This window comes from Gemmatimonadota bacterium (assembly GCA_026706845.1).
Taxonomy (GTDB): Bacteria; Latescibacterota; UBA2968; order UBA2968; family UBA2968; genus VXRD01.
On sequence record JAPOXY010000052.1, the window covers coordinates 1 to 17,521 of the forward strand.

The following is a 17,521-nucleotide window of genomic DNA, read 5'->3' on the forward strand; positions in this document are numbered from 1 at the left end:
CTATACGGCTTACTCACGGGCTTCTTTTCAACCACTTCAATAAGCGGACCATCTTTGCGATTGCGACGCTTCCAATACCGAACGGCTACCCAACACAGATAAATCATTGCAGCGATAAAAATCAACAACTGTAGGGTCATGTAAGCCTCCATTTGCGCGATTATTTCACTTCATAAAATATCACAAATAATAAGCCGCGTCAAGCGGTGAATTGCCATAAATTGAGACATTTTTAAATCTGTAAATAGGGACTTGTCTCACCCTGTAAATTCTCTTACCTTTTTCTATTTGCAACAGGCTCAAAACGCGCGAACCCAAAGGAATAATACATGTCCCCACTCCACTTGGCCAAAACTTGCGAACTCCACGTCCACCCTGGCGGGTGCTTGACCGCCGAAGACCTCATAGAACTCGGCAAAGACTTTTACGAAGACATTGACTGGACGCTATTTACAGACGCCTACGAAGAAGCTTATGGTATTCGCCCGGATCCCATCGCACTCTATCGCGATGCCATTTCCAATCCAACCACAGGATTTACCAAATTTAAGGAACACTACATCTACACAGAAAAAGACGGGGGCGATTTTGGTCGGTTTAAAGCCAAATTCAACCTCATCAGCAGCCTTTTGAGACACCCGCCCAAAAGACGGGAACTTCTGATCAAGGCTTTTTTCAAAGCACATGACCGACATCGCAAAGAAGGTATCACCTTTATCGAATACCGTTGTAGCGGTGGTGGGGAAACGCGAGAGACATTCATCGACTTTCACAGCACAAATGCCCAAATCCTCTCAAACGCATCGCAAAACAACACGACCGCGCGTTACATCGTCACCCTGCGCCGCTCAGTCGCGCAACAAGACTACGAATGGGTGCAAGAACTCCTGGACGAAAACCCCGAACTCATCCCCACCATCGTTGGCATTGACTTTGCCGACATCGAAGAAGGTTATCCCCCCAAAGACAACCGCGAACTCTTCCAACGCTTACACAAAGACAACCAGCAACACCCCGAACGCGCCCTTGAAATCACCTATCATGTGGGCGAAAGCTATTTTGATAAATCGCTCGAAAGCGCGATACGCTGGTGTCACGAAGCCGCCGAAATGGGCGCCAGGCGATTGGGCCATGCCACGGCACTCGGCCTCGACCCGGCAGTCGCGATCGCGCGCCGCCCCGATGCACACGCAAAAGAACGGGTCAGCGAACGCCTCGACCAGATCGCCTACGATCTCTCGCACGCCTCTGAACTTTCGGCCTTCGATATCAAAGTGAACGCCAGCGCGCTCCAAACCGAACGACAAACTCTGGAAAATCGAACACCCGAAGAAATAATCGAGCGCCCCTATAATCCCCAACGCCTCGAAGAAATCCGCAACCGCCAGCAATTTGTTCTAAACCGCCTCACGCAACTCGGCACAGTCATCGAAACGTGCCCCACCTCCAATCTCCGCATCGGCGGTGTGCCCGATCCCGCTCATCACCCCATCCACACATTCCTCAAATCAAATGTCAACCTCGTCATCGGCGCAGACGACCCCGGCATCTTCGACAGCCCACTCGCCAGCGAAATCGACTGGGCACTCACCCACACCAACTGGACACCAGAAGCTCTGGACAAACGCCTCGGCGATCCCCGCCGGTTTCAACTGGGAAGCCTGCGCCACCACCACAGATCTGACAGTTAGACAAATCGATTCTTAAACGCCGAAAAAAGTGTACCATTTTGGAACTTACTCCAAAATAGTTGAACTAATTTGGAACTATCCTCCTAAATAGTTCAGTTTCAAAGCATAGATTATTTGTGTGCCAAGTGTCCGAAAACGGACACCACTGTATCATTATCGGACACTTATGTGGGGATGCCAATTTCCCATTTTTATTTAACTTGTTGAAAAATATACATAAAGAATTTTTGGCACGGTTATTGCTTTAATCAAAAAATAACACTTGGTAGCCTATCTTATTTTTCTACAGGGGGAGCCATGTTCAAAAATCACATCACCGTCGCCATCCGTACACTCTTGCGTCACAAAGTCTATTCTTTTGTCAACATCTCTGGACTCGCCGTTGGTATTGCGTGCTGCATGTTGATCATGCTCTTTGTACAGGACGAATTGAGCTATGACCGATTTCACAAAAATGCCGACCAAATCTATCGCGTTTTGTGGAACGGCCGATACGGCGACAACGAATGGACCATTCCCTATGTTGAAGTTCCCATATCTGAAACCCTGAAAGAGCGATTTCCAGAGGTCATCCACAGCACGCGATTGAGACGAGAAAGTCAAACCATTCGTCGAGAATCGAATTACGTCATCGAGAAAAATTTCTACTACGCGGAAAACAGCTTTTTCGATGTCTTTACCGTCCCCTTCATCGCGGGGGATCCCGCAACAGCACTCAATGCGCCCAACGCCGTCATCCTCACCGAACAAAGCGCACAGCGTTATTTTCCCAATCGCGATCCAATGGGACAAACCCTCGAACTCAACGATGGCAAATCGCTTCAAGTCACGGGCGTGGTCAAAGAATTCCCACCCCAGTCCCACTTTCACTTCGACTTTCTCGCCCCCCTCAAAACACTCCCCATTATCGAGCGCAGAAAATCAGCCTGGGGATCCGCCACTGTTTATACGTATCTCATGTTAAAAGACGGAGCATCCGCCTCGGAATTGCAAACCAAATTTACAACTTATGTTCGCGAACACATCTTGAGCAAAATGCCACCAATGCCCGGCTACCACACCAACTACCCCATCCAGCCCCTCACAGACATCCATTTACATTCTAACCTCAGATATGAAATCACGGCAAATAGCAATATCATGTATATCTATATCTTCTCACTCATCGCAATTTTTGTCCCGCTACTCGCCTGCATTAACTTCGTCAACCTCTCCACAGCGCGTTCATCAACCCGCGCCCGCGAAGTCGGCGTTCGAAAAGTCCTCGGCTCTCATCGCTCGCAACTCATTCGCCAATTCTTCTCCGAATCCACCATCTGCGTCGCATTTGCAAGTGTTCTCGCAATTGGTATGTGCGAATTGGGGCTGCCACTGCTCAACAGCCTTGCCAACAAACATCTCACAATGGGCAACCTGATCGCGCCCCATGTGCTCATTGGATTATTTGCTCTCATCATCATCATCGGCCTCTTATCCGGCATGTATCCAGCACTTTATCTCTCCTCATTCTGGCCTGTTACGGCACTTAAAGGATATATATCATCGGGCAAATCTTATCTTCGCAACGGATTGGTCATCGCACAGTTTTGCATTTCCATCAGCCTTTTGGTTGGCACACTCGTCGTTCGCAACCAGCTTCATTTCACACAAAATAAACACCTCGGATTTGACAGGGAACACGTCCTCATACTCCGGGAGATACCGCGTACCCTGACCTCCCCCAGACAAGCCATGACATTTAGAGATCAACTCGAAACACTGCCACAGGTAGCTACAGCCTCACTCAATACAGGTGTACCGGGGCGTGATTTTGATTCCATGCTCTTCGTACCCGAACAACCGGCAAATTATGAAAAAACATCTCTCACATACACATTGGTAGATGAAAAATACGTCGAAGCACTGAATATAGAAATTTTAGAAGGCCGCAACTTTTCTCCAATAGAACATGCAACAGATGTCACTGCATTTCTCGTCAACCAATCCGCCGTCAAAGCACTGGGATGGCAAACTGCACTCGGCAAAAAACTCAAAAGAGGCAGCGGAATCGAAGGCCCGATTATCGGCGTAGTATCCGATTTCCACATCGGCTCACTCAAACAGGAAATTGAGCCACTCGTATTGCCCTATCTATACCGACTTCCAATGTACCTTGCCATTCGTCTCCATCCCGGCAATGTCGCAGAATCTATATCTGCGGTTGAAGAAACCTGGAAAAAACTCGCCCCAAACCAGCCGTTTAGCTACACATTTTTAGACCAAGATTACGCCAGACTCTACAATCGCGAACAACAAATGTCCCACGTCTTCCAAATCTTCTCCGGCCTCGCCATCCTCATCGCCTGCCTCGGCCTCTTTGGTCTGGCTGCGTTTACCACTCAACAACGCACTAAGGAAATCGGCATTCGCAAAATCCTTGGCGCCTCTGTCTCAGGCATTGTGTGCCTGCTCTCCAAAGACTTTCTCAAACTCGTCCTCGTCGCCAATCTCATCGCATGGCCAATTGCATACTACGCGATGAACCAATGGCTACAGAGCTTTGCTTACCGCATCAATCTAAGCATCAGCACATTTATCCTGAGTGGTCTCATTGCCTTGTTCATCGCGCTTCTGACCGTCAGTTATCAAGCCATCAAAGCCGCGCGAGCGAATCCCGTGGAAGCCTTGCGGTATGAGTAATAGCAGAGGTGAAAGCCTGCCCTCAACACACGCGCTTGACATACTGTGTTCAAACCTGTATTTTCCGCATCAAAAGGAGAACACCGTGTTTGAACCCAGTATGAAAACATTTTACGATACCCACGGCTACCTCGTCGTAAAAAACCTCTTTGAAAAAGAAGAACTCGCCGACGTCATACATCGCACCGACGAGATTATAGCCGACCCGGATCGGGCACCCAAAGGCATCTCAATTGGCCTTGAAGGCAATACCGTAACAGACAAATCAGACCCAGAAGCGCGAAATCACAGTGTGCGCGTTCTCGCATTTGTCGTGCGCTTTGACCACACCTATCACCCCATTGCCAAACATCCCAAATTACTCGCACTCGTGCGCGGCTTGATCGGACCGCGCATTCGCGTTTTTCGCGACCAGATGCTGCTCAAACCACCGGGCGGTCAGGCAAAACCAGCGCACCAGGACCAGAGCTATTTTCGCGTACAACCCATCAACGGTCTCGTCACCGCCTGGATTGCCTTAGACGACGCCACAGATACCAATGGCTGTATGCGTTATGTGCCCGGCTCACATACGCACGGCATCTTCGGCATCACCCATGACCCGGACCGCCCCGTGCATCACATACCCGATACAAAAAATATCTACCTCCCCGAATCCGTCGCCTGTCCCGTGCCGGCAGGATCCGTCATTTTTCACCACGGTTGCACCCTGCACCACAGCGAAACAAATCACACAAACACATGGCGTAAAGCGCTCATCCTCCACTATGCCACAACCGATTCTCGCTCTGAACGCGAACAACTCAACAACGAAATCTCTCTTGAAATTGATTGAATAAAAGTTGCGTTTCGCCTTTTTAATTTGGAACGCATTGTATATCTTTGTAAGAGAAACATCGTTCCCACATCCTCACCAGGAGACCACCATGCGCCTGATCTATCTCATCCTTCTGACCCTATTCACAGTCCCGGCTTATGCAAACGAGCATTACCGTGCTGCCGTAGATTCCATACCCTCAAAAATTCCCGACCGCATTGTACTCAACTGGTCGGAAGACCCCACCACCACAGCATCGATTACATGGCGCACCGATACGAGCATCACACAAGCCGAAGGACAGATCGCAAAAGCCAATGCCTCGGCCAATTTTACCACATGGTCCTGGAGCAAAAACGCGCGCACTGAAAAATGGGAACACAATGGAAATACTGCACATTTCCATTCGGTCACATTCAAGGGTCTCAAATCCAACACCCTCTATGCCTATCGCGTTGGCAGCGGCGACATCTGGAGTTCCTGGTATCAATTTCGCACGGCCTCAGCCGAACCGGATGAATTCACCTTCATCTACTTTGGCGATGCACAAAACAACCTGCTCGCTCTTTGGGCACGCACCATCCGAACCGCCGTACTCGACGCGCCCCATGCCGATTTTATCATCCACGCAGGCGACCTCGTCAATCGCGCCAACAGGGACAGTGAATGGCAAGAATGGTTTAAATCTGGCGACTGGATCCATGCAAAAATCCCCAGCATATCTACGCCGGGGAATCACGAATACTATAAAAATGGAGACAAACGCCATCTATCTGTTCTATGGCGTCCGCATTTCACCCTGCCAGAAAATGGGCCAGAGGGGTTTGCAGAAACGACCTATTACACAGACTATCAGGGTGCGCGCATCATCTCGCTCAATTCCAATGAACGCCACGAAGAACAGGCATCCTGGTTGGAACAAGTACTCAAAGATAACCCGAATAAATGGACCTTTGTCACATTCCATCATCCCGTCTATTCGGCGTCTGAAGGTCGCGACAATAAAGACCTGCGCAAAGCATGGAAACCCATCTTTGACAAATACGCCGTTGATCTGGTGCTTCAGGGTCACGACCACTCGTATGCCAGAGGAAATAACATCGGCAGCGGCGCAACCGTGCGCGACACAACCAAAGGTACAGTTTATGTCGTATCGGTCAGCGGTCCCAAACAATACAAACTCAGAAAAGACCGCTGGATGACGCGCGGTGCGGAAAACACACAGCTTTACCAGGTCATCACTGTCTCGGGTGACACCCTGAGCTACCGCGCAATGACCGCAGTGGGTGAACTCTACGATGCCTTTGATCTGGTCAAACAGATGGGCAAACCCAACAAACTCATCGATCGCGCGCCTCAATCCCCCGAACGCCGTTGGGAAAATACCCTTGAAAAGAAAGACAAAGACGACAAAGTTTATTAGTGGTCTTATAAAAATTCTCCCCCGGAGACCACCATGCGTCTGATCTGTCTCATCTTTTCGCTCCTGTTCACAGCCCCGACTTATGCAAACGAATATCACCGTGCAGCCGTAGATCGCGCGCCTAAAAAAATCCCCGACCGCATAGTAATCACCTGGTCGGGAGACCCCACCACCACAGCATCGGTCACATGGCGCACTGACACGAGCATCACACAGGCCGAAGGACAGATCGCAGAAGCCAATGCCTCGGCCAATTTTACCACATGGGCCAGAAGCGAAACAGCGCGCACTGAAAAATGGAAACGCAACAGACTTGCCGCCCATTTCCATTCGGTCACATTTAAGGGCCTCAAACCCAACACCCTCTATGCCTATCGCGTTGGCAGCGGCGACATCTGGAGTTCCTGGTATCAATTTCGCACGGCCTCAGCCGAACCGGATGAATTCACCTTCATCTACCTTGGCGATGCACAAAACAACCTGCTGTCCCTGTGGGCGCGCACTATCCGAACCGCTGTGCTCGACGCACCCCACGCCGATTTCATCATCCACGCAGGCGACCTCGTCAACAATGCCAACAGGGACAGCGACTGGCATGAATGGTTTGAATCTGGTAACTGGATCCATGCAAAAATCCCCAGCATTCCTACGCCGGGGAATAACGAATACTCTAACTATCAAGATGTGAGCAAACGTCGCCTATCTGTTCTATGGCGTCCACAATTCACCCTGCCAGAAAATGGTCCCGAAGGCTTTGCGGAAACCACCTATTACACGGACTATCAGGGCGCGCGCATTATCTCGCTCAATTCCAATGAACGCCACAAAGAACAGGCTCCCTGGTTGGAACAAGTACTCAAAAACAACCCCAATAAATGGACTTTTGTCACATTCCATCATCCGGTCTATGCGGCATCTGGAGGCCGCGCCAATAAAGACCAGCGCGAAGCGTGGAAACCCATCTTTGACAAATACGCCGTCGATATGGTGCTCCAGGGTCACAATCACACGTATGCCAGAGGACATAACATTGGTAACGGCGTAACCGTGCGCGACACAACCAAAGGTACAGTTTATGTCGTATCGGTCAGCGGTCCCAAACAACTCACACTCAGAAAAGACCGCTGGATGACGCGCGGTGCGGAAAACACACAGCTTTATCAGGTCATTACTATCTCGGGCGACACGCTGCACTACCGCGCAATGACCGCAGTAGGTGAACTCTATGATGCTTTTGATCTGATCAAACAAATGGGCAGACCCAACAAACTCATCGATCGCGCGCCTCAATCCCCCGAACGCCGATTTAAAAATACTCTAAAAAAGAAAAACAAAGACGACAAAGTCTTTTAATCAATAATGACAAACAAGACACTGGATTGCGGCTAAAAACAAGCCGCAATGACAATCGTTATTCCTGTCGTCACGCCTGCATGCCTTAAGCAGGCGTCCAGAATGGGGTGCTTTTAATTTTTACTTCCCAATTATTTTTGCATCTCCCGCTATATCCACTTCACGTCCCTCCTCCTCACTGCGATAAATCCCATCCAAAATCGCCATCACCTGAAGCGACTGCTCAGCAGGTACTGGTGACGGCTTACCCTCTGCTATCGCCCTGGCAAACGTCATGCATTCCAGCGCGTGCGCTCTGGCGATATCGCCCGTATCTTGCAATGCGTATTTGTGATGTTGCTGAGTCTTGTAATCCGAATAATAGATCTCACAACTCGGCAAATGCGCTCCACCCTTCGTGCCGTAAAGCCATATCTGCCGTTCTGCTGTGGGACCTTGATGCAATATCCAGCTCGTCTCCAGAATAAGCGAAGCCCCATTTTCAAACCGCACAAAAGCCGCTGCAAAATCCTCCACATCAAATTCTTTGGGAATCGCACCACCACTGCGCCCCATCGTACTGAACGCGCCCTCCTGATGCGCCAACTCCGCCTTTGCCACACCTGTTACAGCTACGGGATTGGGATTACCCATCAACCACAGGGTCAAATCCAAAACGTGAACACCAATATCAATACACGGCCCGCCGCCGCTGTGCTTTTTCATAATAAAACCCGGTCGCGCGGGCACCCCTGACCGCCGCAACATCCAGCATCGCGCGTGATACACATTTCCCAACACCCCGGTATCCAATTCCCGCTTCATCGCCAGAGATGACCCTGCAAACCGCGACGACTGCGCGCACATCAACAACTTGCCCGATCGATCTCGCGCTGCAATCATATCTTTCACCAATTGAGGGCTGGGTGCCAGTGGTTTTTCGCAAATCACGTGTTTACCCGCATCCAGCGCGCCGATAGATAGAGGCGCGTGATAATTATTTGGTGTACACACATCCACAATATCGATCTCTGGATCGGCAAACAAATCTTCCGGATTCACATACAGTTTTTTTACATCATATTGCTCGCCCCAACTCTTCAACACATCTTCGCTAATATCGCTTCCAGCCACCAATTCGGCGTGTTCTGAAGCTTGCCAACCCGGAACATGTGTTCGCGCAATACCTCCCACCCCGACAATCCCCACCTTCAATTTATCTGCCATTTTGCCTCCTCAGTTAAATAGCTATCAGCGGTCAGCCCACCCTCCCCAGTCTTCGCCTCTCAAATAACAAAACAACCTGCACATTGTCAATGCACTATCGGTGAGATTAACCTATTTACAACCGCTTGACGCCCTTCCCATACCAACGTACATTGCCTATTCCCACACAACATCGTCTTTCACCTTGTAATAACAGATATTGCCATGACCATACACGACCTCGACACACCAGCACTCACCATCGACCTCGATATCCTCGAAAAAAATATTCGGGAAACGCAAGAAGCGTGCGACAAATTCGACATTCCCCTGCGCGTACACACCAAAACGCACAAAATCCCCGAAATCGCCAGAATGCAACTCGCTGCGGGAGCCATTGGCATCGTCTGCCAAAAAGTGGGCGAAGCCGAAGCCATGGTTGAAGCGGGCATTCCCGACATCCTTATCCCCTATAATATCGTCGGACCCATCAAAGTCAAACGCCTCGCCGCACTGTGTAAACGCGCCACCATGACCGTCGCTGTCGATTCTGAAATCACCGCGCGCGGTCTATCCGACGGGGCAACAGAAAACGATGTCACCATCAACATCCTCATCGAATGCGACACCGGTGGCAATCGCTGCGGTGTACAATCGCCCAAAGCCGCGCTTGAACTCGCGCAGGCAGTTACAACCATGCCCGGCCTTCAGTTCCAGGGCATCATGACCTATCCCAGTCACGAACGCGCCAAAACCTTCATCGACCAAACGCGCGACCTGCTTCAAAGCGCGGGCATCGCGCTCAACACCATCAGCGGGGGTGGCACGGGCTCTGCCGAAGTTTCCAAAGCCATTGGCTGCACCGAAACCCGCATTGGTTCTTACGTCTTTGAAGGCCTGCGCCGCATCAACCGCGAAAACAATCCACCCAACCCCATCACCTGTGCCGAACGCATGATAGTCACCATCGTCAGCACACCTGCACCTGACCGCGTCATCATCGATGGCGGGCAAAAAACATTCACCAGTTATGCCCCCACCCCTTATGGATACATCGTCGAACACCCCAATGCCAGAATCTACGGCATGTCTGTCGAACACGGACACGTCGATGTATCAGAATGCAACCGCACCTTCACCGTAGGCGACCGCCTCTCTGTCATTCCCCTGCATCAGGGCATGACCACCAATCTCCACGACGAAGTCTATGCCGTGCGAAATGGCAATGTAGAACACGTATGGAAAGTTGCCGGGCGCGGAAAAGTACAGTAGAAATTTGACATTCCAAAAAATCATGTCCAAACAACCACATAAATTATCCAGACGCAAAGCAATCGCTGGCATTGGGATCAGTGGCCTTGTCCTTACACAGCGCGCATTGTCTCAGGAGATCGCCGTGAACACAACAAACAGTGCAACCATAACGCGCTACGCCATCGTTCAAGCTATGAAATCCTCGCCCGAAATCCGCGAAGGTGACTGGGTAGAAACCGCGGGCTTTTACATCCCCGGTGACGGCGGCGCAGCCCTGTATCATATCGAAAAAACAGATGGGAATATCCAGCCAAACGATGCCGACATCATCGCATTGGACAATGGATTAGTCGCTATCTTGCACGAAAACAAAGCCGTGAACTACAAAATGTTTGGCGCGATTGGCGATGGTGAAAACGACGATGGCGTACAAATAACCCTGGCGCATCAATACGCCAACGCCCGCAAAGTCCCAATTGTAAATTTAAGCGGAGAATATTGGATCTTGCAAACCAACGACATACCCATCAAAACCAGCGTCTCCTGGGGGCAAACAATTTTTCACATCGATGAACAGTACAACAGCCGAAGGGAGCCTCGCTTTGAAATTCTCAACGATCACCCGTCAAAAAAACTCACGCGAGACAAAACCATCAAAGCCGCTTTACTGGAAAAACTAAAACCCGGTATACAACTCATTCCCGAACTGGCACAATATGCAGGCCATCTCATCATCGCCGAAGATGATGATGACCGCATTGGCATTCGGGAAGGCAATTATTCAAAGGCGGGATGGGCGCGCGAAGAACTGTTCTATGTTGAAGAAGAGGGTCGCATCATTGGCGATATAGCCTGGGAATTCAAAAACTTCACCGACATCACTGCCATACCCTGCAATGACAATTACCTCATAGTCGAAGGCGGCGGATTTTACTTTTCTGGCGACAGTGGCAGCGGTGAATCCTGGGGGTATCACCATCACGGCATCTCCATTCGGCGCAGCCGCACCATCATCCGCGAACAATGGATGGGTCTGGAAAAGGGGAACCGAGATATCTCCATGCACCCCCGTCGCGGCTTTTACGTATTCAGCAGTGTTTACGACGTCACACTGGAAAACATCCGCGCAATGCCCTGGGAGAAAAATCGCGAAGAAGACGAAAAAGTCCTCAGCGCGGGCACCTACGGCATTGGCGGTGCACGGATGCTCAATTGCACCTTTCGCAACATCACAGCAGAAGGCGGCTGGGTAGCCTGGGGTGTTTTTGGCACCAACCTCAACAAAAACTTCCGCGTTGAAAACTGTCGTCTCAACCGCATCGATGTGCATTTTCACTGCTGGAACCTCTACATCAGCAACTGCACCATTGGCTTCAAAGGCATCGCCTTGACAGGAGGCGGTGAATTGGTAATCGAAAACACCACGCGTCACGGCAATCAATTTGTCAATTTCAGACGCGACTATGGAGCCAAATGGGATGGGCACATACGCATCCGCGGCTGTCGGTTAATGCCCAGTGGCAATGGCCGCGTTTCTGTCCTATCCTGTCGCCCATCCGATTTCGACTACCAGTATCCCATAGGCTTTGCACGCACGGTCACAATCGAAGACCTGCTCATCGATTACAGCGCAGCACCCAAATCGAATGCACCGTGCTGGCTCATGGACACAGTCCCCTTTTCCAAAACCAAAAACAATACCCGCCTCTTCTTTCCCCATCGCATTGAATTTCGAAACATCACTGTCGAAGGCAGAAAACAGGGCGTTCGCCTCATCCGCATACCCAATCCACACCACTACGACCTGCGCCGCAACGGCGGCTACGATGGCACGCAACTCCACGCCAACAGCACCATCATCTGCGACAATATTCAACTCGAAAAATTCACTCAGGAAATTGCCGACGATGACGAACAGGTACATATCCTGATCGGTGGAGAATCGGCGACCGACTATGCCGATGCACTCGCCCTCTATCCCAAAATGCGATTTACCGACTGTGAAAATATTAGCGCATACCTGGGCAACTGCATTGCCAGTGCGACTTTTGAACGGTGCGGTTTGAATACCATAACCGCACCCAATTTGCGGGGCGAACTCGTATTTACCGAGTGCCGCCTCCAGCCCGACGTAAAAAAAGCACCAGAGCAATTTTACATTTTGCAAAGCACACTGGGCACGCGCTTCACCAACTGCACCCTTTACGCGCCCATCGTCAACGGCACAAAGAATCCGGACCTTATAAACCGCCTGGGCTTCATCAAAATCAACGAATCTGTACAACACTACCATCTCAACACAGCACTTGGGAATGATGTCATAGACCATCTCAAAAACTCGGAAACCACACTCACACCAGAATTTATCGCCCAACTAAAACTGCACCACGATTTGGAATCGTAGCTTCATTCCAATTTTTTAAAAGGAGTACTCCGCCGTGAGAGACGTACGCTGGGAGCGCATGTTCCCCGATGAACTCGAAGCCGCATTCAAAGCCTGTCCAGTCGTCTATTTCCCTTATGGCCTGTGCGAACCACACGGCCCACAAAATGCCGTGGGGCTCGACGCCCTCAAAGCCCACGGCATTGCCGTTCGCACCGCGCATAAACACGGCGGCATCGTCGCCCCGCCCGACTACTGGCATATCCACGAAATTGGGGGCTATGCCCTCTGGTCAGAACGCTCGGTTGGACAATCCAAACGATCCTGGCTAACCTGTATGCCGCCCTGGCAACACTTCAAAAACATCTGCTATCACATTCGTCAGGCCGACACCCTCGGTTTTCACGCGGCCATCCTCCTCACCGGGCACTACGGCCCCAACTGGCAAGACCTGAAAACCCTGTGCGAACTCATCCAACCCCATGTGGGCATGCGCCTGTATAGCCTACCCGACTTTGAAGCCAACCAACCCGGCTTTGACAATAACAACAACAGCGGTGGCGACCACGCGGGAAAAGTCGAAACCTCACTTCTTTGGGCCATGGAACCCGACTGTGTCGATATCTCCCGTTTACCACCCAAAAGTGAACCCGGTCCGCACTTTGCAATGGGCCAAAACGTCCGCGAATCCAATCGCCAAATTGGCGAACGCATGGTCAATGACGAAACCGAGTGGCTCGGCAACAAAGTTAGGGAATTACTCGCCGCGTATGAATCGGAAAAACCCACACAAAAACTACGCACCTTTGACCAGGTCGAACACATCTGGGAAACCGTTATCCGCCCCGAACTACCCAACTTCCTCACCATGCAAACAGCCTGGTCGGACGACGCCACGCTCCCGGAAGACTCTATCTGGTACGCCAACTGGAAAGTGCCAGACCGCAAATTCTAAAATAAAAACGGCCTGCGCATTGCCAACGCAGGCCGAATCTCATTGCAGAGTTGTTTTACCCGATCACACTTGTTGTCAACCGAACATTGTATATATTTAGATTTATCGTAATAACATCGTCCAATACGCCGCACATAGCGTATGTGTCCTGATCCATTTTCTACTGAGGAGATACAATATGAAGCAACTGATTATGTTTTTTGCTCTGTTCTTTCTGGCCCATTCAACCTTGTCTGCCGCTGAGTTAAAAGGCAAAGTGCGCGATGCTGAAACCGGTGAAGCCCTGCCGGGCGCAAACGTGTATTTAGAAGGTGTTGGGCGGGGAACTGCTACAGATCTCGATGGACAATTTGAGATCACCAGAGTCGGCGAAGGCAGCTATACACTCGTCATAAGTTTTGTAGGATACAAAGAATATCGCAACGCCATCGTTGTAAAAGCGGATACTGCTGAGTTATTTATAGAACTCATACCCGAAGCATTCCGAGGCAAAGAAGTCACCGTCGTTGCCGACCGCGCCAAACTGCGCGAAACACCCGTTGCCTTCTCAGACGTACCAAAAGCCGATATGGAGCGCAAACTCGGCTCGCGCGATCTCCCGATGATTTTGAATGATACGCCGGGCGTTTATGCAACCGAGCAAGGTGGAGGCCCTGGCGATTCTCGCATCAATGTGAGGGGATTCGACCAGCGCAACGTCGCCGTCATGATCAACGGCGTGCCAGTCAACGATATGGAAAACGGCTGGGTCTATTGGTCCAACTGGGATGGCCTGAGCGATGTCACATCGTCAATCCAGGTACAGCGCGGATTGGGTGCCTCAAATCTGGCAATAGCCTCAGTGGGTGGCACCATGAACATTGTCACCGACATCGCCCGCCAACAGCGCGGGTTCAAAATCAAACAGGAGACGGGAAACAACGCTTTTTACAAAACCACAGTCAATTTTTCATCGGGTTTGATGAACGGCAAAACCGCTTTCACCCTGGGCCTCACGCGCAAAACTGGCGATGGCCTGCCCGATCAGGCCTGGACATCGGCGTGGTCCTACTTTGGTGCGCTGAGCTTTTTAGCATCTGAGACACACAAAATTGACCTGTTTGTCGTAGGCGCGCCGCAACGCCACGGACACCGCCTCTACAAGCAATCCATCGCAACCTTTGATGCCGATTACGCCCGATCTCTGGGCATTGATGTTTCGGATGCGAGAAACTACGGCATCGATTACAACCCCAACTGGGGACGCTCGCCATTCTCATCCTACCAGGAGTACTACAACGGCCAGGTACACGATGCGCGCGACAGTGAAATCATCATGGAACGCGAGAATTTTTACCACAAACCCCAGATCAATCTAAACTGGTACTGGACACCCAACGAACAATTCATCCTGTCCAACGTATTTTATTTTTCGCGCGGCAAAGGCGGCGGCACAGGGCGTTTGGGCACCAACCCGCGCTCGCTACCCGATGGCAGCATCAACTGGCAACGCGTTGCCGATGAATTGAACACCCAAACAGCATCGGAAGCCCATCCCGAATTGGTAGGCGCAGGTGAAGTAGGTGTCAATGAAATTGCGGCAAGAACCGTCATCCGAAACTCGGTCAACCAGCACTTCTGGTATGGGTATTTGGGCACAGCCGAATACCGTTTGAGCGACATCTATACGCTGGCTTTTGGCATAGACTTGCGCTATTACAGAGGGCAACATTGGCGCGAAGTGCGCAATTTACTCGGTGCCGATTATTACGTCTTTCCCTGGGACAGAAATGCCACGACCTCCGTGAAGCGACTCGGAGACAAAGTCTCCTACCACAACGACGGCCTCACGCGCTGGGGCGGTGGTTTTGCACAACTCGAAGGTCGATTTAACAACTTTACGGCATTTTTGAGCACATCGGGATCCATAACTGGTTATAAACGCATCGACTATTTCCGCGCAAAGGTCAACGGCGACTGGGATCAAACAGACTGGGAAAACTTCAAAGGCTACACCGTAAAAGTGGGCGGCAACTACAATGCAACCCCCGCAGTCAATATGTATGCCAACATCGGCTGGCTTTCAACAGCCCCCAAATTCGACTCCGTTTATCACTACGACAACAGCCTCTACGACCCCACCTTCAATGAAAAAGTCGCCTCCTTTGAGTTGGGCACCGGGTATTTCAAACGCGGCGTAGTGACAGCAAACACAAATTTCTATTACACCAGATGGATAGACCGTTCGTGGCCCAAGAGCATTTACAGCGAAAAACTCGACCAGCGCTTCCGGTTTTTGCTAAACGGCATTGACGCGCGGCATACAGGTATAGAGTTCGACCTGAAAGCGCGTCCCCATTCCATGCTGGAAGTGCGCGGCATGTTATCGCTGGGCAATTGGGAATGGCTCAACGATGCCAATGTCACATTTTCCCCTGAAGAAGACCCATCTGCCATCGGCAACTTTCAGGTCTATGCCAAAGGGCTAAAAGTGGGTGACTCGGCGCAAAAAACCCTTGCGTTAAGCGGCACGGTATTTCCCACACGAGGCCTCTACGCCTCGCTGAATCTGCGGCGATTTATGGATCACTACGCCAAATTCGATCCCGCCAACCGAACAGATGCCAGCGACCGAAAACAGTCCTGGCAGGTCCCAAATTACAACCTGATAAACCTGCATGTGGGCTACACCTTGCCCGGCAGTACATTTGGCAATGGCAAAGTAAAACTCCAACTGCACGTCTTCAATTTGCTCGACGAACGCTATATATCCGACGCAGATGACGGCAACGATCACGACGCAGCAAGCGCTCGCGTATTCCTCGGCCTATCGCGTCGCTGGAATATTTCACTATCGTACGATTATTAGCCGTCATCATTTCTAACACAGGAGACCACCGTGAGCGATCCCATCCGCGGTATCTTGCCCGTATTACAAACACCCGTTGCCGAATCCGGCGACTTCGATATCGAAAGCCTTGAACGGCAAATCGACTTTTGCATCGCCGCTGGTGCGGGTGGCATGGTCTTTCCCGTACTCGGAGGTGAATTTCAATATCTCTCCGACCGGGAGCGACAAACCCTGGTCGAAATCGTCGTCAAAAAAACCGACAAACGCATCCCCGTCATCACCGGTGTGGCTGGCACCAACATCTCCACAGCCACCGAGCACGCCGCCCATGCCGGGCGCGCAGGTGCCGATGCCGTCATCGCCATGCCACCCTATATGGGCAGCGGTGGACCAGATGAAAATCTCCGCTACTTTGAGGCCATTTCCAGCGCGGGACAATTGCCCATTTTCATCCAGAACGCAGGTGCTGGCATGCAACCTTCTGCACTCGTTCGCCTGCTCACCGAAGTCGAGCACCTCATCTACGTCAAAGAAGAAGCCAACCCCAGCGCACATCACATCAGTGCCATTGTCGCCGAAGCAGGTGATCACTGTCAGGGCGTTTTTGGCGGGGCCTGGTGCCGCTGGATGATCTCAGAAATGCGACGAGGCGCCAGTGGCTTTATGCCCGGCGCCCCGGTTGTGGATATTCACGTTGATATCTGGGATGCTTTCCAATCAGGCGATGAAGACAGAGCACGCGATCTTTTCGATCAACTCCTTCCACTCACCAACCTGATCCAAATCCTCGGTCTCCGCCTGGTCAAAGAAGTACTCATTCGCCGGGGCATCTTCAAAACAAGCGGTATGCGCGCGCCTGGCAGCACAAAAATGGATGAAGACGACCACCGAGAACTCGACGCCATCCTCAAAAAACTTCGCCCTCTATTCCGCACAGAGGCGTCGTAAGCA

11 protein-coding genes are annotated in these 17,521 nt (G+C 51.2%); 10 read left to right on the plus strand and 1 reads right to left on the minus strand.

From position 1 onward, the window contains the following. The first annotated feature begins 329 nt into the window (after positions 1-329). The 5 genes from OXG87_05000 (at position 330) to OXG87_05020 (ending at position 7,963) form a co-directional block, all read left to right on the plus strand. Positions 330-1,691 carry an adenosine deaminase gene (locus OXG87_05000; protein MCY3868893.1) on the plus strand — a complete coding sequence of 454 codons (1,362 nt, stop codon included), beginning with the start codon at positions 330-332 and terminating at the stop codon, positions 1,689-1,691. 297 nt (positions 1,692-1,988) lie between these two features. Next, positions 1,989-4,370 (plus strand): ABC transporter permease, encoded by a 2,382-nt coding sequence (locus tag OXG87_05005; GenBank protein MCY3868894.1) that lies wholly within the window; start codon positions 1,989-1,991, stop codon positions 4,368-4,370. A gap of 85 nt (positions 4,371-4,455) precedes the next feature. Next, the gene (locus OXG87_05010) at positions 4,456-5,205 is read left to right on the plus strand and encodes a phytanoyl-CoA dioxygenase family protein (GenBank protein MCY3868895.1); all 750 of its coding nucleotides are present in this window, start codon (positions 4,456-4,458) and stop codon (positions 5,203-5,205) included. Positions 5,206-5,296: 91 nt separating this feature from the next. Continuing rightward, positions 5,297-6,610 carry a metallophosphoesterase family protein gene (locus tag OXG87_05015; GenBank protein ID MCY3868896.1) on the plus strand — a complete coding sequence of 438 codons (1,314 nt, stop codon included), beginning with the start codon at positions 5,297-5,299 and terminating at the stop codon, positions 6,608-6,610. 33 nt (positions 6,611-6,643) lie between these two features. Then, entirely contained in the window at positions 6,644-7,963 is a 1,320-nt protein-coding gene (locus tag OXG87_05020; GenBank protein ID MCY3868897.1) for a metallophosphoesterase family protein, read from the plus strand. A gap of 120 nt (positions 7,964-8,083) precedes the next feature. On the opposite strand, the gene OXG87_05025 is transcribed toward OXG87_05020, so the two are convergent. Then, positions 8,084-9,169, minus strand: a complete 1,086-nt coding sequence (locus OXG87_05025; protein ID MCY3868898.1) for a Gfo/Idh/MocA family oxidoreductase — start codon at positions 9,167-9,169, stop codon at positions 8,084-8,086. Positions 9,170-9,373: 204 nt separating this feature from the next. Between OXG87_05025 and OXG87_05030 the strand changes: the two genes are divergently transcribed. The 5 genes from OXG87_05030 (at position 9,374) to OXG87_05050 (ending at position 17,518) form a co-directional block, all read left to right on the plus strand. Then, the gene (locus OXG87_05030; GenBank protein ID MCY3868899.1) at positions 9,374-10,420 is read left to right on the plus strand and encodes an alanine racemase; all 1,047 of its coding nucleotides are present in this window, start codon (positions 9,374-9,376) and stop codon (positions 10,418-10,420) included. A 124-nt stretch (positions 10,421-10,544) separates the two neighbouring features. After that, on the plus strand, positions 10,545-12,806 hold the full coding sequence (locus OXG87_05035; protein ID MCY3868900.1) for a hypothetical protein: 2,262 nt from the start codon (positions 10,545-10,547) through the stop codon (positions 12,804-12,806). 34 nt (positions 12,807-12,840) lie between these two features. After that, entirely contained in the window at positions 12,841-13,740 is a 900-nt protein-coding gene (locus OXG87_05040) for a creatininase family protein (GenBank protein ID MCY3868901.1), read from the plus strand. A 178-nt stretch (positions 13,741-13,918) separates the two neighbouring features. Further along, positions 13,919-16,588 (plus strand): TonB-dependent receptor, encoded by a 2,670-nt coding sequence (locus OXG87_05045; protein ID MCY3868902.1) that lies wholly within the window; start codon positions 13,919-13,921, stop codon positions 16,586-16,588. 30 nt (positions 16,589-16,618) lie between these two features. Next, complete coding sequence (locus OXG87_05050) at positions 16,619-17,518, plus strand: dihydrodipicolinate synthase family protein (protein ID MCY3868903.1); 900 nt, start codon at positions 16,619-16,621, stop codon at positions 17,516-17,518. The last annotated feature ends 3 nt before the right edge of the window (positions 17,519-17,521 follow it).